This window comes from Clostridium malenominatum, assembly GCF_039521365.1.
Taxonomy (GTDB): Bacteria; Bacillota; Clostridia; order Clostridiales; family Clostridiaceae; genus Clostridium_AW; species Clostridium_AW malenominatum.
The window spans coordinates 649889-668383 of sequence record NZ_BAAACF010000001.1; the positions used below are offsets into that span (position 1 = coordinate 649889).

General features: G+C 31.4%; 20 protein-coding genes and 1 other RNA gene. 16 read left to right on the top strand and 5 right to left on the bottom strand.

Features of this window, described 5'->3' with window-relative positions:
* Positions 1 to 8 precede the first annotated feature (8 nt).
* From ppdK to ABDZ69_RS03255, 3 genes are all read left to right on the top strand, one after another.
* Positions 9 to 2648, top strand: a complete 2640-nt coding sequence (ppdK, locus tag ABDZ69_RS03245; protein WP_343766516.1) for a pyruvate, phosphate dikinase — start codon at positions 9 to 11, stop codon at positions 2646 to 2648.
* A gap of 304 nt (positions 2649 to 2952) precedes the next feature.
* Entirely contained in the window at positions 2953 to 3531 is a 579-nt protein-coding gene (locus ABDZ69_RS03250) for a hypothetical protein (RefSeq protein ID WP_343766519.1), read from the top strand.
* Between the two features lie 26 nt (positions 3532 to 3557).
* The gene (locus tag ABDZ69_RS03255; protein WP_343766522.1) at positions 3558 to 5165 is read left to right on the top strand and encodes a flotillin family protein; all 1608 of its coding nucleotides are present in this window, start codon (positions 3558 to 3560) and stop codon (positions 5163 to 5165) included.
* A 52-nt stretch (positions 5166 to 5217) separates the two neighbouring features.
* Here the strand turns inward: ABDZ69_RS03255 and ABDZ69_RS03260 are convergent, their stop codons facing one another.
* Positions 5218 to 6282: a CotS family spore coat protein gene (locus ABDZ69_RS03260; RefSeq protein WP_343766525.1), complete on the bottom strand. Its 1065-nt coding sequence runs from the start codon at positions 6280 to 6282 to the stop codon at positions 5218 to 5220.
* Positions 6283 to 6431: 149 nt separating this feature from the next.
* Between ABDZ69_RS03260 and ABDZ69_RS03265 the strand changes: the two genes are divergently transcribed.
* The 7 genes from ABDZ69_RS03265 (at position 6432) to rnpB (ending at position 13409) form a co-directional block, all read left to right on the top strand.
* On the top strand, positions 6432 to 7460 hold the full coding sequence (locus ABDZ69_RS03265; RefSeq protein WP_343766528.1) for a deoxyguanosinetriphosphate triphosphohydrolase: 1029 nt from the start codon (positions 6432 to 6434) through the stop codon (positions 7458 to 7460).
* Between the two features lie 228 nt (positions 7461 to 7688).
* Positions 7689 to 9452, top strand: a complete 1764-nt coding sequence (dnaG, locus tag ABDZ69_RS03270; protein WP_343766530.1) for a DNA primase — start codon at positions 7689 to 7691, stop codon at positions 9450 to 9452.
* A gap of 22 nt (positions 9453 to 9474) precedes the next feature.
* Positions 9475 to 10539, top strand: a complete 1065-nt coding sequence (gene rpoD / locus ABDZ69_RS03275; protein WP_343766532.1) for an RNA polymerase sigma factor RpoD — start codon at positions 9475 to 9477, stop codon at positions 10537 to 10539.
* Between the two features lie 61 nt (positions 10540 to 10600).
* Positions 10601 to 11485, top strand: coding sequence for a PH domain-containing protein (locus ABDZ69_RS03280; protein ID WP_343766534.1), 885 nt, complete (start codon positions 10601 to 10603; stop codon positions 11483 to 11485).
* Between the two features lie 19 nt (positions 11486 to 11504).
* Positions 11505 to 12185 (top strand): tRNA (adenine(22)-N(1))-methyltransferase, encoded by a 681-nt coding sequence (locus tag ABDZ69_RS03285; RefSeq protein ID WP_343766536.1) that lies wholly within the window; start codon positions 11505 to 11507, stop codon positions 12183 to 12185.
* Positions 12185 to 12988: a Nif3-like dinuclear metal center hexameric protein gene (locus ABDZ69_RS03290; protein WP_343766539.1), complete on the top strand. Its 804-nt coding sequence runs from the start codon at positions 12185 to 12187 to the stop codon at positions 12986 to 12988. Before ABDZ69_RS03285 ends, ABDZ69_RS03290 begins: the two co-directional genes overlap by 1 nt.
* 75 nt (positions 12989 to 13063) lie before the next feature.
* An RNA gene (gene rnpB, locus ABDZ69_RS03295) (RNase P RNA component class A) lies at positions 13064 to 13409 on the top strand.
* A gap of 332 nt (positions 13410 to 13741) precedes the next feature.
* Here the strand turns inward: rnpB and ABDZ69_RS03300 are convergent.
* The 3 genes from ABDZ69_RS03300 to ABDZ69_RS03310 all read right to left on the bottom strand — a co-directional run bounded on the left by ABDZ69_RS03300 (position 13742) and on the right by ABDZ69_RS03310 (position 14693).
* Entirely contained in the window at positions 13742 to 13960 is a 219-nt protein-coding gene (locus tag ABDZ69_RS03300; protein ID WP_343766542.1) for a hypothetical protein, read from the bottom strand.
* A gap of 111 nt (positions 13961 to 14071) precedes the next feature.
* Positions 14072 to 14383: a hypothetical protein gene (locus ABDZ69_RS03305; RefSeq protein WP_343766544.1), complete on the bottom strand. Its 312-nt coding sequence runs from the start codon at positions 14381 to 14383 to the stop codon at positions 14072 to 14074.
* A 70-nt stretch (positions 14384 to 14453) separates the two neighbouring features.
* Positions 14454 to 14693 carry a PF20097 family protein gene (locus tag ABDZ69_RS03310; RefSeq protein WP_343766547.1) on the bottom strand — a complete coding sequence of 80 codons (240 nt, stop codon included), beginning with the start codon at positions 14691 to 14693 and terminating at the stop codon, positions 14454 to 14456.
* 223 nt (positions 14694 to 14916) lie between these two features.
* On the opposite strand from ABDZ69_RS03310, the gene ABDZ69_RS03315 reads away from it, so the two are divergent.
* Together ABDZ69_RS03315 and ABDZ69_RS03320 are read left to right on the top strand one after the other, a co-directional pair.
* Positions 14917 to 15459 (top strand): RNA polymerase sigma factor, encoded by a 543-nt coding sequence (locus ABDZ69_RS03315; protein WP_343766549.1) that lies wholly within the window; start codon positions 14917 to 14919, stop codon positions 15457 to 15459.
* Positions 15460 to 15567: 108 nt separating this feature from the next.
* Positions 15568 to 15717 (top strand): YvrJ family protein, encoded by a 150-nt coding sequence (locus ABDZ69_RS03320; RefSeq protein ID WP_343766552.1) that lies wholly within the window; start codon positions 15568 to 15570, stop codon positions 15715 to 15717.
* Positions 15718 to 15763: 46 nt separating this feature from the next.
* Here ABDZ69_RS03320 and ABDZ69_RS03325 read toward each other — a convergent pair whose 3' ends face one another.
* Positions 15764 to 16165 (bottom strand): helix-turn-helix domain-containing protein, encoded by a 402-nt coding sequence (locus ABDZ69_RS03325; protein ID WP_343766555.1) that lies wholly within the window; start codon positions 16163 to 16165, stop codon positions 15764 to 15766.
* A 107-nt stretch (positions 16166 to 16272) separates the two neighbouring features.
* On the opposite strand from ABDZ69_RS03325, the gene ABDZ69_RS03330 reads away from it, so the two are divergent.
* From ABDZ69_RS03330 to ABDZ69_RS03345, 4 genes are all read left to right on the top strand, one after another.
* The gene (locus tag ABDZ69_RS03330; protein ID WP_343766558.1) at positions 16273 to 16494 is read left to right on the top strand and encodes a DUF1659 domain-containing protein; all 222 of its coding nucleotides are present in this window, start codon (positions 16273 to 16275) and stop codon (positions 16492 to 16494) included.
* A 17-nt stretch (positions 16495 to 16511) separates the two neighbouring features.
* A complete protein-coding gene (locus ABDZ69_RS03335; RefSeq protein WP_343766560.1) occupies positions 16512 to 16730 on the top strand; it encodes a DUF2922 domain-containing protein in 219 nt (72 codons plus the stop codon).
* 310 nt (positions 16731 to 17040) lie between these two features.
* The gene (locus ABDZ69_RS03340; RefSeq protein ID WP_343766561.1) at positions 17041 to 17670 is read left to right on the top strand and encodes a peptidoglycan recognition protein family protein; all 630 of its coding nucleotides are present in this window, start codon (positions 17041 to 17043) and stop codon (positions 17668 to 17670) included.
* 264 nt (positions 17671 to 17934) lie between these two features.
* Positions 17935 to 18333 carry a hypothetical protein gene (locus ABDZ69_RS03345; protein ID WP_343766563.1) on the top strand — a complete coding sequence of 133 codons (399 nt, stop codon included), beginning with the start codon at positions 17935 to 17937 and terminating at the stop codon, positions 18331 to 18333.
* Positions 18334 to 18495 lie beyond the last annotated feature (162 nt).

The window sequence follows — 18495 nt, forward strand, 5'->3', positions numbered from 1 at the left end:
GTTTGACTATGGAAAATATTAAATATGTATATCTTTTTAATGAAGGTAATGCTTCAATGAAAAATTTACTAGGTGGAAAGGGTGCTAATTTAGCAGAAATGACTAATTTAGGAATACCTGTTCCAGAAGGATTTACTGTTAGTACAGAAGCATGTACTAAGTATTATAAAGACGGAAAAGTGATTTCAGAAGATGTGGTTGAGCAAATATACGAAGCTTTAAATAATTTAGAAGAAGTTACAGGGAAAAAACTTGGAAGTATAGAAAATCCATTATTAGTATCTGTTAGATCAGGAGCTAGGGCTTCAATGCCAGGCATGATGGATACAATACTTAATTTAGGTTTAAATGATGAAGTTGTAGCTACTTTAGGAAAGCTGACTAATAACGATAGATTCGCTTATGATTCTTATAGAAGATTTATTCATATGTTCTCAGACGTAGTAATGGGAATGGATAAAAGAAAATTTGAAGATATACTAGACGAAGTTAAAGAATCTGTAGGAGCAAAATTTGATACAGATTTAACAGCAAGTGATCTTAAAGAAGTAGTAAAAAGATATAAAGCTGCTTATAAAAAGGAAATGAGAGAAGAATTTCCACAGGATCCTAAAGTACAGTTAATAGAATCCATTAATGCAGTATTTAGATCTTGGGATAATCCAAGAGCAATAATATATAGAAGATTAAACGATATACCAGGAGAATGGGGAACAGCTGTAAATATTCAAAGCATGGTATTTGGAAACATGGGAGAAACTTCAGGTACAGGAGTTGCATTTACTAGAAACCCAGCTACTGGTGAAAAAGAAATGTTTGGAGAATACTTAATAAATGCTCAAGGTGAAGATGTAGTAGCAGGTATAAGAACACCTCAGTCAATATCAAGACTTGAAGAGGATTTACCAGAATGCTACAAGCAGTTTTTACAGATAGCTGATAGATTAGAAAAGCATTATAAAGACATGCAAGACATGGAATTTACTATAGAACAAGGAAAGTTATATTTCCTACAAACTAGAAATGGAAAAAGAACAGCGCAGGCTGCATTGAAAATTGCTGTTGATTTAGTAGAAGAAGGATTAATCAATAAAGAAGAAGCGATGCTTAAGGTTGACCCAAAGCAGTTAGATTCACTACTTCACCCAAACTTTGATGAAAATGGATTAGAAAATGCTAGAGTAATAGCAAAAGGACTTCCTGCTTCTCCAGGGGCTGCTTGTGGTAAGGTATACTTCAATGCTGAGGATGCAAAAGCTCATGGCGAACTAGGAGAAAAGGTAATACTTGTAAGAGCAGAAACTTCACCAGAAGACATAGAAGGAATGGTAGTTGCAGAAGGAGTTTTAACTGTTAGAGGAGGAATGACTTCACATGCTGCTGTTGTAGCAAGAGGAATGGGAAGATGCTGCGTTGTTGGATGCGGAGATATAAAGGTTAATGAAGATGAGAAAACTTTTGAAGTTAACGGTGAGATATTTAAAGAGGGAGATTATATTTCCTTAGATGGCAGCACTGGATTTGTTTATGGCGATGCAATAAAAACTGTTGAACCAGAAATAAGTGGACACTTTGGAATTTTCATGTCCTGGGCAGATGAAATAAGAAAATTAAAGGTTAGAACTAATGCAGATACTCCAAGAGATGCTGCTCAAGCAATAAAATTTGGAGCTGAAGGTATAGGATTATGTAGAACAGAGCATATGTTCTTTGATGAAGAGAGAATATTTGCAGTAAGAGAAATGATAGTAGCTGAAAATGAAAACCAAAGAAAAAGGGCCTTAGAAAAATTACTACCAATGCAAAGAGAAGACTTCGCAAGTATATATGAAGCAATGGAAGGAAGAGCAGTTACTATAAGACTTTTAGATCCACCACTACATGAATTCTTACCGACAGAAGATGAAGACATAGCAGAGCTTGCAAAGGACTTAGGAATAACTTTTCAAAGCTTAAGATTTAAAATTGAATCTTTAAAAGAAGTTAATCCAATGATGGGACATAGAGGGTGTAGATTAAGCATATCCTATCCTGAAATAGCTGAAATGCAAGGAAGAGCTATAATTGAAGCTGCTATTGATGTAAATAAGAGAAAAGGATTTAATATAGTTCCAGAAATAATGATTCCACTAATTGGCGATGTTAAAGAATTAGAATTTGTTAAAAATATAATTGTAAAAGTAGCCAATGAGGTAATTAAGGATTCAGGAGTAGAATTACAATATAAAATAGGAACCATGATAGAAGTACCAAGGGCTGCATTAACTGCAGACGAAGTTGCTAAAGAAGCTGAGTTCTTCTCCTTTGGAACAAATGATTTAACTCAAATGACTTTTGGATTTTCAAGAGATGATGCTGGTAAGTTCTTAAACAACTACTACGATAAGAAGATTTACGAAGCAGATCCTTTCCAAAAGCTAGATCAAAATGGTGTAGGTAAATTAATGGAGATGGCTACAAAGCTTGGAAGACAAACAAGAAAAGACTTAAAAGTTGGAATTTGTGGTGAGCACGGAGGAGATCCTTCTTCAGTTGAGTTTGCTCATAAATTAGGATTAGAATATGTGTCTTGTTCACCTTATAGAGTTCCTGTAGCAAGACTTGCTGCAGCTCAAGCAGAAGTTAAAAACCCAAGATCAACTAAATAATAATAGTACAAACGTAGATTAAAAGGCCTTATACAATGAGTATTTTAGGCTATGCATACTATAAAAAGTATAGGGTATTGTAATTTGAAATTATTATTAATTTTAATTACAATACCCTATTTTTATTAGAAATTCATATTTTTGAGCAAAAAGAGAATAAAAAGATGATTTTGATATTACTAACTTTACATACAATAATTGGGATGATATACTAGAATCAATATTTGAGAAACCAACTATTGAAGATGTAGGAGATATGGAGAGAATGGGTATTAAGAAATAAAATAGGTGGTGGGGATATTTGGTGAGCATGAATTTATTAAAAAGGATATTAGAGATATGTTTATTCATAGGTTTCATAATTCCTTTATTAGACATCTTATTAGGCACAACTACCTCATTAATTAATTTAGATTTCGATGTTGATGTAAATTTTGATGGACTTATTCCATTTAATATAATGTGTTTTTCATTTGCACTGATAGTATTTAGTTCATTTGGATTATTTTTAATGAAGTTTATGACTAATACTATAACAGTTGTATTACTACTAGGAGTATCTTTAATAGCTTCAATAATAGCATATACAGCTGTATATAAGTTTATAGTATGTAAATTAAAATCAAATAATCCCAGAGCATTAAAATCTAATGATTTAATAGGTATGGTAGGTATTGTAGTATTGAAAATAACACCTCTCAACGATGGTGTTATATCATTAACAGACAGTACAGGAGCTATTATAACTTATAGAGCAACATTAAGTCCTTATGCAGGTGTCCAAGGTGAATATGTTATAAACCAAGGACAAGAAGTAATAATATCAGATTTTGATAGTGAGAAAAAAATTTGTTTCGTTATATTACCGAAAGGTAAGCAATAAAAATCAAATAAATGGGGGTTATATCAATGGCAGACGTTATTTTTGGTTCAGTATTTGGAACAGTTGGACTTATAATAATTGGATTAATACTAGTCCTTGCTGGAATATTAAGTACATGGAAAAAGGTGCCTTCAGACAAGGCAGCAGTAATTGTAGGTTTTGGGAAACCTAAAGTAGTAACTGGTGGTGGAACAGTTGTAATACCAGTAGTACAGAGAATGGATATAATTACTTTGGAAAATATTATGTTTCCAGTGGAGATTAAGCAAACAAAGACAGCGTTAGGGGTTACCATTAACGCAGAAGGTGTAGTAGTTATAAAAGTAAAGAATGATGAGATTAGCATATTAGCGGCAGTACAGCAGTTTAATAGTAACAAAGAATCTGAAACGGTTAATACTATAAGAACACAAGCATCTGAGGTATGTAAAGGTAAACTTCGTGAAATTGTATCATCAATGAGTGTTGAGGATATATACAATGATAGAGAAAGTTTTGCGGCTAAAGTTCAGCAAGTAGCAGGAACTGAGCTTGGTGATATGGGATTAGAGTTAAAATCATTTACTATAAATGATATTACAGATGATGAGGGATATATAGAGGCATTAGGTAAAGAGCAAATAGCTAAGGTGAAATCAGCGGCGGCTATAGCTGAAGCTGAGGCAGATAAGGAAAGAGAAATAAAAACAGCTGAAGCGGCTAAAGAAAAGCAAATAAGAACAGCTGAAGCACGTAGAATAGGTAAGCAAGCAGAATTAGAGGCTGAAGCTCAGGTGGCAGAGGCAGAGAAAAATAAACAATTAAAAATTTTAGCATATAAGAAAGAGCAAGAAGGATTGAGAGCTGTATCTGACGCGGCTTATCAAATTCAATCTAATATAACATCCAAAGAAACAAAGAGTACTGAAATGGATGCTAAGCTTCTTGAGAAGCAACGTGATAAAGAAATAGCTGAAGCTGAAGTTCAAATAGAAATTGCATCTGAGCAAAGAAGAATAGAACTAGCGGAGAAAAAGGCAGAAAGAAAACAAGCAGAATTATTAGAAACAGTTGTTAAACCTGCTGAAGCAGAAAGAAAAAGAAGAGAATTAGAGGCAGAAGCTAATAAGTTTGAACAGTTAAAGAAAGCTGAGGCTGAAGCTGAGAAATTGAGATTAGAGGGAGAGGCACAAGCTAAAGTTATAGAGTCAAGAGGTTTAGCAGAAGCAGATGCTATAAGAGCTAAAGGTTTAGCTGAAGCAGAAGCTCTTGAAAAGAAAGCTGAAGCCCTTGCTAAAATGGATGAAGCAGGAAAATTACAGATGGTTATTGAAAAATTACCAGAGATTGCAAAAGCTGTTGCAGAGCCATTATCAAAGATTGGAAACATTACTATTATAGGTGGTTCTGGAGAGGGCTCAGACGGTGTATCTAATGTAACGGGTTATACAGTTGGAGCACTTAAAGCAGTTACTGAAGCAGTTAAAGAAACTATAGGATTTGATTTAACTGATGTTATGAGATCAAATACAATTAAAGCTAAAACTGATAAAGAGATTAAGATTGATATTCAAGGATTACCTAAAAACACCAATGAAGCTTTAGAAAAATATAATAATGCAATAAAAGATATGAAAGATGGTAGTGAAGAATAGAAAAACAATAAATAATAAGAGTAGGAATTCCATATTGAAATTCCTACTCTTATTATAACTTTGCAGAAAATCGTTCTTGTATATACTTACCAAATTGATACATGAATTCTAGCTGCTTATCATTATCTTCGACAGATTTTTGTAGAATTTTAATAAAGGATTTTTTATTGCACTTAGTAATGTTTTTGTAATAATCCCTAGAAATTTTCCAATATTTTTGAGGAAAGCTTAAGTATACTAAAAGGTATTTATATTCGTCTTCGTTTAGAGGTTTAATGCTTTCATAAGCATGAAGACATTCAAGGGCTAATTTTATGTTCCAAGCAGTATTATCTCTTCTTAAAAATCTTCTCATATAATATCCTATGTCATGTACACAATAATCAATTTTGCATTTATCAAAATCTATCACCCATATATCATTATTTTCATCTATTATCAAATTTTTATTAACATAATCTAGATGACATAAAGACCTTGATAGATTAGATTTATTAATGGTGGAGCCAAGAGTTAAAGAGCCTTGAGCTAATTTTATATTTGTATCGAAATTTTGTAAAAATATCTTAGAGAATTTGTCCTTATAGTTAAAAGCAAGGTTAGAACAGTTAAGTAGCTGATGAAAATGTTTTTGTATAGATTTATATATATCATCTTCATTGCTTCGCATTTCGCTTCCATCTATAGGAGAAAAACTTTCTCCGTATTTATGCATCTTAGCTAAGTTTATAGCAGACATTTTAACATGTAAGCTATTATCATAATCGCATTTGATTCCATCAATCCAAGGAGTCAATATGAATAACATATTATTAAAATGGACAAATCTATTTCTATCAGAGGTTGGCAGTATTTTTGGAACTTTAATACTATGTCTATAGAACCATTCTATAGCAGAATACACAAAAAGTAGTCCGTCCTCCTTAAAATATACTTTCTTTAAGCAATAGCTTTCATCTTCGAGATATACTTTGTAAACAGCTCTTTGTTTATCTGTATTTTTAAATTTAATTTGAGTTATAAAGTAATCATCTAGTCCATAGTAGGGTAGTATATATTTTTTAATATTTTCTTCAGCTAATATATCAATATTATATCCTTGAGCCAAATTAGGCATATAAACACTCCTTACTTAAGTTTTCTCTTTATAATCATATTATTTAATATTTAATAATATACATAGACTCATTAATATATTTATAATGGGAATGCTAAATAAAGGACTTTTTAATTAAAATATAGAATAGATAATATGGTGATGATTGTATGGAAATAAGAAAAAAAATTCAGTATAATGAAGAATTAAGCTTAATAAAAGAAGCCTCTCATTCAAAGTATTCTTTAGGAAGAACAGTAGAAGAAAAAGAGGATGAAATAAGGACTTATTATATGATTGACAGAGATAGAATAATTCATAGTAAGTCATTTAGAAGATTAAAGCATAAAACACAAGTATATATAAAAACTTCAGGAGATCACTATAGAACAAGGCTTACTCATACGCTAGAAGTTTCTCAAATAGGGAGAACTATTGGAAAGGGTATAGGGCTAAATGAAGATTTAATTGAAGCTATTGCATTAGGTCATGATATAGGCCATGTAGCCTTTGCTCATAATGGAGAAGAAGTTTTAAATGAATTGCTTCCAGAAGGCTTTAAACACAATGTAAACAGCGTTAGAGTGCTTACAAGGATAGAAAGACAAGGTAAGGGGCTAAATTTAACTAAGGAAGTTTTAGACGGTATATTAAATCATAGCGGATTTTCAAAAGATAATAAAAAAGCATTTACTTTAGAGGGTCAAATAGTTAAATATAGCGATAAAATTGCCTATGTAAACCACGACATAGATGATTCTATAAGAGCTGGTCTTTTGAAAAAAGAAGATATTCCAAATTATATATTAGAGATTTTAGGAAATACTCATGGAGAGAGAATTGATACATTAGTAAAGGACTGTGTATATACCAGTATAAAAAACATAAGTAGAGGAAAAATTGAAATATCTCTAAGCGATAATATAGAAAAGGCATTAAGGGATTTAAGAGACTTTATGTTTGTAAAGGTATATAAAGGTACAATATTAAAGGAAGAAAGAGATAAAGCTAAATTTGTTTTAAAACAGGTGTTTGAGTATTATTTAAAATACCCAGAAAAAATGCCTGAATTCTATAAAACCATAGTTAAAGAAGAGGGGCTTTATAGAGGAGTTGCAGATTATATTGCTGGAATGAGCGACGATTACTGTTTGCTTTTATTTAATAGCATATATGTGCCTAAAATTGTAATATATTAGAAAATTGTAGAATAAATATTGAGCTATTATGGCAAAATATAAGTATTATGTTATTTTATAAAATAACTATAACTTGAAGGATATTTTCGTTTTATAAAGAATATATATCCTATAAGATGATAATAAAAATAAGATTTTTTAAAATAAAAGAGGATTTATGAATTATTTGTCGAATAAAATAAAACTTGGCGAGTAATTATAATTATGAAGGATAGGTGAAATATACAATTGATATCGGAAGATGTCATTCTAAGAGTAAAAGAGTTAAATAATATAGTAGATGTTATTTCAGAAACGGTGAGACTAAAAAAATCTGGAAAATACTATACAGGATTATGCCCATTTCATAATGAGAAGACCCCATCCTTTACCGTTACTCAAGATAGACAAATCTATAAATGCTTTGGTTGTGGCGAAGCAGGAAATGTAATAACTTTTGTTATGAAGACCAAGAACTTGACTTATATAGATGCAATTAAAAACTTAGCAGAGAGAGCTAACATAGTTATAGACTATAATGAATCTTCTATTACTGATAATAGCGAAAAGCTATATAGAATTAATAGGGATGCGGCTAGATATTTCTATTATAATTTAAGAAAAGATAAAATAGCTATGAACTATTTACTAAAAAGGGGTTTAGCTCCTAATATAATTAATAAGTTTGGTCTAGGTTATGCATTGAATTCATGGGACGCCCTTTTAAAGTTTCTAAAGTCTAAAGGTTATACTGAACTAGATATGTTATCAGCAGGATTAATACTTAAAAATAATAATAATGGATACTATGATAGATTTAGAAACAGAATAATATTTCCTGTATTTGACTATAGGGGTAAGGTAATAGGTTTTGGAGGAAGAGTAATGGATAATTCCAATCCTAAGTATTTAAACTCTCCTGAAACCTCCATTTTTAAAAAGGGTACTAATCTTTATGGAATAAACTATGCAATACAAGATAACAAGGAAAAAATTTTTATAATAGTAGAAGGTTATATGGACTGTATTTCTCTTCATCAACATGGAATAAATATGGCTGTAGCTTCATTAGGTACTGCACTTACCACCAATCAGGCAAAATTACTAAAAAGATATGCTGACAAAGTAGTTATAGCATATGACGCTGATTCGGCTGGGGAAAAAGCTACCTTAAGAGGTTTAGATGTTTTGAAAGAAGAAGGATTTGATGTAAGAGTAATCTCCATACCAGAGGGTAAAGACCCTGATGACTATATAAAAAATAAGGGTAAGGATGGATTTTGGCATCTTGTAGAGGGGGCATTAGAACTTGAGGATTATAAAATACAAAAGGCAACAAAAGGATTAAATTTAAATAGCGCAAATGATGTTGCTAAATATGCTGATTTAACCGTAGATATTATTAAAGACTTACAACCAGTGGAAAAGGATATATATATAAATAAGCTTTCACAGCAAACAGGCATACAAAATCAGGCATTATATGATTTGATGAATAATAAGTTACAAAAAGATGGAAATAATGAGGAAAAAGTGAATAGAGATAGCTTTTTTGGAGATAAATACTATTTAGAACCAGTTTATGTAAAATGCGAAAGAGCTTTGATTAAAATGATAATTAACAGAGAAGATATGGAAGAGCATATCAATAAAACCTTAAAAGAAGAATATTTCATATCTGACAAAAGGAGAGAACTATATAAGTTTGTATGTGAAAATTTAGAGCTTAATGAAGAGGAAATTACGGGTTTAATAGAAAGTAAATTCATGGATTATGAAACCATAGAAGAATGGATAAAAATTAGAGAAATAAAAGTAATGGATAAAGATTGTGATAATAAAATATTATTAGATGATTATGTAAAAGAATTAAAAAGATTAAAACTAGATCAGAGTAAAAAGGAAATTATGGAGAAAATTAAAAACTACGAAGCACAAGGGAAACTAAGGGAATCTATAGAGTTAGCACAGCAGCTTTTTAATATACAAAAACAGTTGGATGGCATGCAGTAATAGCGTAAGGAGGCAATTATTAATGAAGGATAAAAGTGAAAAGATGCAACTAGTAAAAAAATTAATTGAAAAGGGTAAAAAGACTGGAACTCTTACATATAAAGAGATAATGGATGAATTAGATGAAGTAGATTTAAACCCGGAACAAATTGAAAAAATATATGAGGTTTTAGAATCTATGGGAATCGACGTTATAGGTGACATTCAAGATATGGAAGTTGCAGAAGAGGAATTAGATTTATCTATACCTGAAGGGATAGCTATAGATGACCCAGTAAGAATGTATTTGAAGGAAATAGGTAAAGTACCCTTATTATCTTCAGAAGAAGAAATTAAATTAGCAAATAGAATTGAAGAAGGTGACCCGGTAGCAAAGAAAAAATTAGCAGAAGCTAATTTAAGACTAGTTGTAAGTATTGCCAAAAGATACGTGGGTCGTGGAATGCTTTTTTTAGATTTAATTCAAGAAGGAAATTTAGGTTTAATTAAAGCTGTTGAAAAATTTGACTATAGAAAAGGATTTAAGTTTAGTACCTACGCTACTTGGTGGATAAGGCAGGCAATTACAAGAGCAATTGCAGACCAAGCAAGAACTATAAGAATACCAGTGCATATGGTAGAAACAATAAATAAACTAATTAGAGTATCAAGGCAACTTTTACAAGAACTTGGCAGAGAACCACTTCCAGAAGAAGTAGCAAAGCATATGGATATGCCAGTGGATAAGGTAAGAGAGATAATGAAGATTGCTCAAGAGCCAGTATCCCTAGAAACTCCTATAGGGGAAGAAGAGGATAGCCACTTAGGGGATTTTATTCCAGATGATGATGCCTTAGCTCCAGCAGAAGCTGCTGCTTTCACAATGTTAAAAGAGCAACTTATAAATGTGTTAGATACTTTAACTCCAAGGGAAGAAAAAGTTTTAAGGTTGAGATTTGGGTTAGATGATGGAAGAGCAAGAACTCTTGAGGAAGTTGGAAAAGAGTTTAATGTAACAAGAGAAAGAATAAGACAAATTGAAGCTAAAGCCCTAAGAAAGTTAAGACATCCAAGCAGAAGTAAAAAGTTAAAAGACTACTTAGACTAATAAAAGCACCTTTTGGTGCTTTATTCTATAAGGAGAATAGTAATTATATAAAGGTGATATTATGAAAAAATACAATCAAATTAAGGGTAAAGGCCTTCCCTACATTTTGGGGGAAGCGCTTCTTTATAATTTATTTATAATAATACTTATTTTTCTAGTTAATTCCTATGAATTGTCTAACTTGCTTAATGTTAGTCTAATTGTGGTAAATATATATGAACTTCATTATATTTTTCTATATACTACTTTGCATTATGTAATAGAAGGAGACAAAATCTATATTAGAGGCATATGGGGATTTAAAAATGATGTAATTAAAATAAGTTGCATAGAAGGCTACAGAAGAGGTTCAGGAGACATTAAAGGTGTAAAACTATATGGATATGGTAAGAATAATTTTGCATTGGGAAAATCAATAATAGATGATGTAGGAACTACTAAAATGTACGTAACCTCAAGTAAAGATATAATATATCTTAAAGTAGGAGATATATGTTATGCAGTATCTCCTGAAAACTGTAATGATTTTGAGGAAGAATTAATAAAGCAGGGAGTAAAATCCATGGCTTGGGAACTTTCTTTTAAGAAAAACATTAACCTATATAAAGACAAGAAATTTTTATTACCACTAATAATAGTTACCATAATTATATCCATATTAATCCTAAATCCATTTATTCTCTATTTATATGGGAAGCTACCAGCTGAGATGCCTTTAAGCTTTGATTCGGGATTTAATGCTGTGAAAATAGGTACAGGCAAGCAATTTGCCTTTAAGCAGATGGCTTATGGAGTATTAAATATGGCTCTTTTATTCTGCATGTATTATGCTTCTTATTTTTATGCTAAATATGATAAGAAGTCGGCCTATAAATTTATATATGTTTCATTAGTAGCATCAGTATTGTTTTTATTTATACAATTTAAAATACTAATTACTTTTTAATGTGGAGTTGTTTGAAAAAATGGATATAAGTATAAGATTAAAAACTATAGCCAGTATGATCGAATATTGTACTTGCTGTGCAGATATAGGTACAGACCACGGATATATTCCTATATATTTAATAAAAAATGGAGTGTGCAAGAGAGCCATAGCTTCAGATATAAATAAAGGCCCTATAGAAAAGGCTATTAAAAATATAGGAAGAGAAGGATTAAGCTCTTATGTGGAGTGTAGAATTGGAGGGGGAATGACTACTCTAAAGCCAGGAGAAGCAGAGGTTGGTGTCATAGCTGGCATGGGTGGAAATTTAATTAAAGATATAATAGAAGAGAGTATGGAAGTATTTAAAGCCTTAGATTATATAATACTCCAACCAGTTCAAAATCCTGAAGTTTTAAGAGAATATATATATTCTAAAGGATACGAGATATTAGAAGAAGAATTGTGTTTTGAAGAAGGAAAATATTATGAAATAATTAAAGTAAGATATGGTAATAATATAGAAGAAATAGATAGCATTTTTTATGAAGTTAGTAATTATCTTCTTCAGAAAAAACATCCTTTAGTAGAGGACTTCATTATAAGTAAAATAAACAAATGTCATAAAATACTTAACTTTATAACAGAAGATACTGAGGGAGCTAAGGAGAGAAGAATTCAGTTAAATCATAAAATAAATAAGCTAAGGGAGTTGATTTAATGTCTCTAAAAGTTAAAGACTTAATGAGAATAATGGAAGAGTATGCTCCTTTAAATTACAAGGAAGATTTTGATAATGTAGGGCTTATGGTAGGAGACGAAGAAAGCGAAGTAACTTCAATTTTAGTGTCTCTAGATTGTACCATGGATGTAGTGGAGGAGGGAAAGGAAAAGGGGTGTAATTTTATATTAACCCATCATCCTTTATTATTTCTGAAGCCTAAAACCATAACTAAGAGTACATTGCAGGGCAGAAAAATAATAGAATTGATAAAAAATGATATTAATCTTTATTCTAGTCATACAAATTTAGACTCAACCAAAGATGGAATTAATGATTTAATTACCAAGCTTTTAGACTTTGATAGTTGGGAAGTAATTGATGAAAAGCCCTACGAAGAAAAAGTTGGCATAGGAAGAATGGTAACTCTAAGCTCTCTAGTTACTCTAGAAGATTTGTGTAATAAGGTAAAGAGTGCCCTTAATATTCCTACTTTAAAATATTCAGGTGGAGAAAATACCATTATAAAAAAGGTTGCTATAATCAATGGTAGCGGTAATGATTTTTTATTTAAAGCTAAGGAGTTAGGAGCAGACTGCATTATTACAGGAGATACCACATATCACTATGTAAGCGACTTAAATGAAGAAGGGGTATGTGTTATTGACATAGGACATTTTGAAAGTGAATGGCCAGGAATGCAGTTAGTAGGAGTATGGCTACAAAATAAACTTAAATTGATGGGCTATGACAATAGAGTATATATATCTGAAAAATCCTTTTCGCCGTATAAATATAAATAAATTAACAAAAATTTCTACAAAATTTTTAGTTAATTTATTTGCAAATAGTCATATAATATGTTATTATATTCTCTGCGAGTAAGTCAGACAGTCGCTGCTGTGAAAACACAGGAGAGGAAAGTCCGAGCTCCGTAGGGCAGGGTGCTGGATAACACCCAGTCAGGGTGACCTGAAGGAAAGTGCAACAGAGAGATACCGCCTAAGGTAACTTAGGTAAGGGTGGAAAGGCGAGGTAAGAGCTCACCAGCGCAATGGCGACTTTGCGGCTATGTAAACCCCACTTGGAGCAAGATCGAATAGGGAAGCGTTAAAGGGGCTGCCCGTCCCGCTTCCGGGTAGTATCGCTTGAGCCCATTGGTAACAATGGGCCTAGATAGATGACTGTTTAATACAGAACTCGGCTTATAGATTTAGTCGCATATTGATTACACTACGTTTAGACGTGGTGTTTTTTGTTTTTCCCACCATTCTTCCACCGCTAATTTCGGTGAAGAAGATTTAATACTCGATTAAAATTGCCTGAATGTGGTATAATATTAGAGTTAAGGCTGTAGAAGATTATATAGAAAGAATAGGTTTTGTTGAAGAAGTTCTTAAAACAGGTATTGAGGTTAATATTAACTAAAGTTATATATTATTATAGAATGGATCGTGCTCTGGAAACCTTTGAGGCCCAGAGCCTTTTTATTTAGGTTTGTGATAATATATTCATACTTTTATTGTTTTGGTTCGTGAAATAAGAATATAATGAAATTACTTTATCAATAATTTATCTCTAAAATAGCCACCAATTAAAATGGTTGATAAAATTAGAAAATTAAATATCGGGAAGTATTTACCCCCTTTAACTAATATTACAATTCCCGTAAGTATTGCTAATACACCTATTAATATACCTATAATCTTGCTTCTTTTAATGTATTCTTCTGTATCTTTAACTCTACGAGAACGGATAGTCATTTTTTTATACATATTTTCTGGAAATAGTACTAAAATAATAGATATACCTCCTAATAATAAAAAACATATCCAAAAAATGATGAATTCATAATATACCTCCTGATTTATAATAATGTACTTGTTCTATTTAATACTAATATACTTCTTTGCTACCTTAGAAAAAATAATATTTATAAAAATAAAAAAAGATGGTAAACCAACAGCTGATACCCTCTTATATGTTATACATAAAACTCCTGCTAATAAAAACAATAGACATGACAATGTGTCTTGAATAAGCATGATTTTATTTAACTTTACCTTATTAATAACTTCGTAGTTTTCTTTATTTAATCCATGTATAGAAAGAGGAATATTATTTCGATTATTAAATATGAAAATCCCTCCCCAAATTGCTACAATAATATAAACTACGCCTACTATAGTTCTTGCCATAAAACTTTCCTCCCTCTATCCTAATCACAATATTTCATTAATACGTCTATAATGCAAACATGAATATTACTCATCTTTCTTGGTTAATATCACAACTACCATCTTTATAATCTATAATAATCTTTTCGCATTTACGGCAGCAGTTGGCTATCACTGCTGAACCTTCGAGCATAGATAACTTCGATAAAACAATTGACCCTTTATGAAATTTTGCTCTACCAATGTAAGACCTTTTATTTTTCCACGCGATTTCATGTGGGCTTTGTATAACGCCTTGTTCCATTTCTTCACCACAATACGGACATTTCATAAATACACCTCCTCTTTAAAGTATAAATAATTCTTACTACTAAACAATTGATATATATATTATACCACCATTTACCACATGGTTATATATTAAAGCATCTATCATTTAACCATATTGCTATGACTAAAGGAGTGTGGCTCTTTTGATATTTTGTCAACTTAACCGCAAAGACAATGTAACCCTTGTATAATAATGGTAAAGGGATAAAGGTGGTGCTTGGGTAATGGAAGAGCTTCTTTATAAGGTTAAGGAAGGAGATAAAAGGGCTTTAGGGGAGATAATAAATTCCTTCATGGCATTAATATTAAAAGAATCATCAAAGTACATAATAAAGTGTTACGACTATGAGGACTTAGTGCAGCATGGATACCTTTCTGTTATTAAGGCTATTAATATGTTTAAGGGAGAAAGTGAGGGCTTTACACCTTATTGTATTAAAGCTATTCAGTTAAACTATAAGGCTCTACTGAAGGGTCAGATAAAGCACCACAGGGAGATACCAGATGAATTTACTGAGGATAAGAGAGGCTATAGGTTTACCTTGGAAGATGAAATTCTAGCTTTTGAAAAGACAGAGGAGTTATATAGTGCATTAGATAAATTATCACCAGAGGAAAGAGATACAATAAATAGTTTTTATATAAAGGAAAAGAGCTTAGATGAAATAGCCGCTACCACTAATAAAACTTATAACAACGTTAGGTATTTGAAGAGCAAGGCGGTTAAAAAGCTGCAGAAGATACTTTGTAAGCATATAAATCAATGAAAAATTTACAGTTAATAATTAGCAATGATTGAGGAAATTCAAAGGAGTTTCAACCTAAATTGTCAATTGTTCATTCTTAATTATAACAATTGAATAGGTGGTGAAGCTATGTATGACGAATTAGTCAAGCTTATTAGCAACGTAGGATTCCCAGTAGCAGTTAGTGTGTATTTATTGGTAAGGCTTGATAAAAGGCTAGAGCAAATAATTATGCTGCTATCTGCTATGGAACACCGTGAAAGAGAGAGGCGACCTTGAGGAGGGAAGCCGCTCTTTTTTAGTTTTTGAGATTTAATTTTAGTCCTTATTTTTTTAAAAAGCCTTCATAAACATTCATTTTATAAATCTGAGTAAAAGTAGTTATCATATCCTCAATATTCTTTTTAGTTAGGTATTTAAAATCTTCAAGAGGACAATTTGATAATACTGACTTGAAAAACTCTTCAACTTCATTAACGTCACTTAACTTATATTCAGGTAAAGGTAAAGAAATTTTATCATTATCTTGTGATAAAAGCTCTGATAATTCTATACCAAATGCCTTGGACAAGCTATTTAAATTTGCAAAACTAGGTTCTCTATCTCCACGCTCATATTTCACTATGGATTGGAGAGATAGATTCAATTTCTTAGCTAGTTGTTTTTGAGTAAGTCCACACTTATTTCTATGTTGTTTTATTTTACTTCCTAAATTGATTTTATCCACAATCATCACCCCAACTGATATTGTATCACATTTAATTTAAAAACTATTTTTCAGTTTCCCTGTAAAAGCATATATATAGGTGAGATTAACAAAAAGGGGGGGTATAAATGGCAGTAGCAACCAGTAGGTATGATTCTGATTTAGTTTTGGTGATAGACCTTGGAGAAAATGATGATGGTAAGCAGGTATTTAAGACTAAATTTATTTCTAAAATTGATTCAGAGGCTTCAGATGATACTTTGTATGCAGTAGCTAGAACTATTGAAGCAGTACTTAAGTACCCAATAGATACTGTTAGAAGAATCAATAAAAACTATTTAATAGGTTAAGAAGGAGGGTGTAATTTATGGAAAATACATTAGTTATGAAGTTTGTAGATTCAGAGCTTAAGAAGTTTTCAATGTCTTTAACGGATATTAAAGATGACTTAACTTCTGTAGAAATTGAAACTCTTATGGATGCTATAATAGCTAATCAGGAAGCTTTTGAGCTTAAGAATGTTTTAGTTTCAAAGGATTCAGCAAACATTGTTGGGAAAACTGTTACAGAAGTATATAAAGCGTAAGGGAAAATAAAGGTTGTAAAATTATAGACTATTTCATTTCACAAGGCATTCTAAACTTTTGCAACATTTCTAGGTTCTAAAATTTTTAAACTCACTGCGTTCAAACATAAAAATTTCCGAGCGAACCTTTTATGCTGCAAAAGAAGAATACCAATTGCTTATTCAAATGACATATAATTTTACAATCCTTTATATTGGTTTAAATAAGGAAGAAAGTATAAAAATATACTTTCTTAATATCAGAAGGCTCTCACTTTGGTGGGAGCCTTTGCTATATATTAAAAAACTACATAGGGGGGAGAGATGGAACGTGAATATTATTAATTCAGATTTAAAGTTTCAAGGGCTTACTTATGGAAATAAGCCTAGGATGATCATAGCTCACCATGCAGCAGCGGTTGCTTGTAGTATAGAGGATATTCATAGATGGCATTTAAATAATGGGTGGTCCGGGTGTGGGTACCATTATTTTATTAGAAAAGATGGAAGGGTTTATGTGGGGCGAAATGAAAAGGCTCTTGGTGATCATTGTATTAATTATAATGCCATTTCTATAGGAGTTTATTTAGAAGGAGATTTTGAAAGGGAGAAGGTAGAGGAAGTACAGTATGGGGCTTTGGTGAAACTGTCCCGCTACCTTTGTAATAAATATGGTATTGATAAAATATATGGACATGGTGAGCTTAATGCTACTAGTTGTCCTGGAGAGAGTTTTCCTTTGGAGAGGTTGAGGAAAGACTTAGGGGATAGTGCGATTACGGGAGAAGTTAGTAATGGGACAAGTTATCCTGGATATTTAATTAGATTTAATCCTAGTGTGAAGGATAAAAATGTGGAGCTAGTGCAAAGAAAGCTTATGGAGAAAGGTTATAGTGTTGGAGCTTGTGGAGTGGATGGTTATTTTGGAGAGGGGACTTTGGTAGCGGTTAAGAGGTTTTAGAGGGACAGTGGATTATTGGTGGATGGGGTGGTGGGGGAGGATTTTTAAATAGGTATATGGGTGGAAATTAAAAATGCAGTAGGCTTTATTAAGCCCTACTACGTTTTGGTTGATTTATAAGATTTGCCGAAATAATAACTAAAACAAAGTTAAAAACTGAATGATGAGTCGTTATATGTTCTGAGAATGTATGTTATTATTGATATATAATAAGTTAGAAAGAGGTAGATTAACGTGTGTATTAATTGGATAGAAAGCAATACTTTGGCAGAAGAAAAGACTTTTTTATGGTCTTATGACGGTCAAAAAATTGTTGTTTTAAAAGAATTTAAAAGTGGAAAGGAATATAAATATGTTTTTTCTAATAGCGAAATCAATAAAATATTATCATATATTGAGAAAAGCGGAAAAGTGTCTCTGGCAAATAGTGTTAGTAAACTTCAAGATGGAACAGAGAAAGAAGGTATAGGAAAATATATATATGATAATATAAATAAAGATTCAGGTGTAGCGCAAACTGCCAGTCAGCTAGTAGCAATTTTTTATAATGCTAATGTATTATATTATAATAATAAAAAGAAAGGCATGGAATTTTGGATTAATAATATAAATTGGCAAGAAAGAATATTAAATTTTATGCATGAACGCAAATCAATCAAGTAATTTATAGATTTTAATATTATATAAACATTCCCCACACTATAAGATTAAATTATGTAAACAATAGGCTATGTTTTAAAATAGTATCGATAATATATTAATTTTTAAGGGAAGTCACTCAAACTCCCCTTAATTTACACTTTTAGAAGGTTGAGACATAATTGT

Bases quoted from the DNA above. Each gene is read 5' to 3' on its own strand.
- ABDZ69_RS03290 (WP_343766539.1), top strand. From the start codon at position 12,185: ATGTCTCTAAAAGTTAAAGACTTAATGAGAATAATGGAAGAGTATGCT.
- ABDZ69_RS03260 (WP_343766525.1), bottom strand. From the start codon at position 6,282: ATGCCTAATTTGGCTCAAGGATATAATATTGATATATTAGCTGAAGAA.
- rpoD (WP_343766532.1), top strand. From the start codon at position 9,475: ATGAAGGATAAAAGTGAAAAGATGCAACTAGTAAAAAAATTAATTGAA.
- ABDZ69_RS03335 (WP_343766560.1), top strand. From the start codon at position 16,512: ATGGAAAATACATTAGTTATGAAGTTTGTAGATTCAGAGCTTAAGAAG.
- ABDZ69_RS03315 (WP_343766549.1), top strand. From the start codon at position 14,917: ATGGAAGAGCTTCTTTATAAGGTTAAGGAAGGAGATAAAAGGGCTTTA.
- ABDZ69_RS03280 (WP_343766534.1), top strand. From the start codon at position 10,601: ATGAAAAAATACAATCAAATTAAGGGTAAAGGCCTTCCCTACATTTTG.
- ABDZ69_RS03285 (WP_343766536.1), top strand. From the start codon at position 11,505: ATGGATATAAGTATAAGATTAAAAACTATAGCCAGTATGATCGAATAT.
- ABDZ69_RS03265 (WP_343766528.1), top strand. From the start codon at position 6,432: ATGGAAATAAGAAAAAAAATTCAGTATAATGAAGAATTAAGCTTAATA.
- ppdK (WP_343766516.1), top strand. From the start codon at position 9: ATGGAAAATATTAAATATGTATATCTTTTTAATGAAGGTAATGCTTCA.
- ABDZ69_RS03255 (WP_343766522.1), top strand. From the start codon at position 3,558: ATGGCAGACGTTATTTTTGGTTCAGTATTTGGAACAGTTGGACTTATA.
- ABDZ69_RS03320 (WP_343766552.1), top strand. From the start codon at position 15,568: ATGTATGACGAATTAGTCAAGCTTATTAGCAACGTAGGATTCCCAGTA.
- ABDZ69_RS03300 (WP_343766542.1), bottom strand. From the start codon at position 13,960: ATGTATAAAAAAATGACTATCCGTTCTCGTAGAGTTAAAGATACAGAA.
- ABDZ69_RS03310 (WP_343766547.1), bottom strand. From the start codon at position 14,693: ATGAAATGTCCGTATTGTGGTGAAGAAATGGAACAAGGCGTTATACAA.
- ABDZ69_RS03330 (WP_343766558.1), top strand. From the start codon at position 16,273: ATGGCAGTAGCAACCAGTAGGTATGATTCTGATTTAGTTTTGGTGATA.
- ABDZ69_RS03305 (WP_343766544.1), bottom strand. From the start codon at position 14,383: ATGGCAAGAACTATAGTAGGCGTAGTTTATATTATTGTAGCAATTTGG.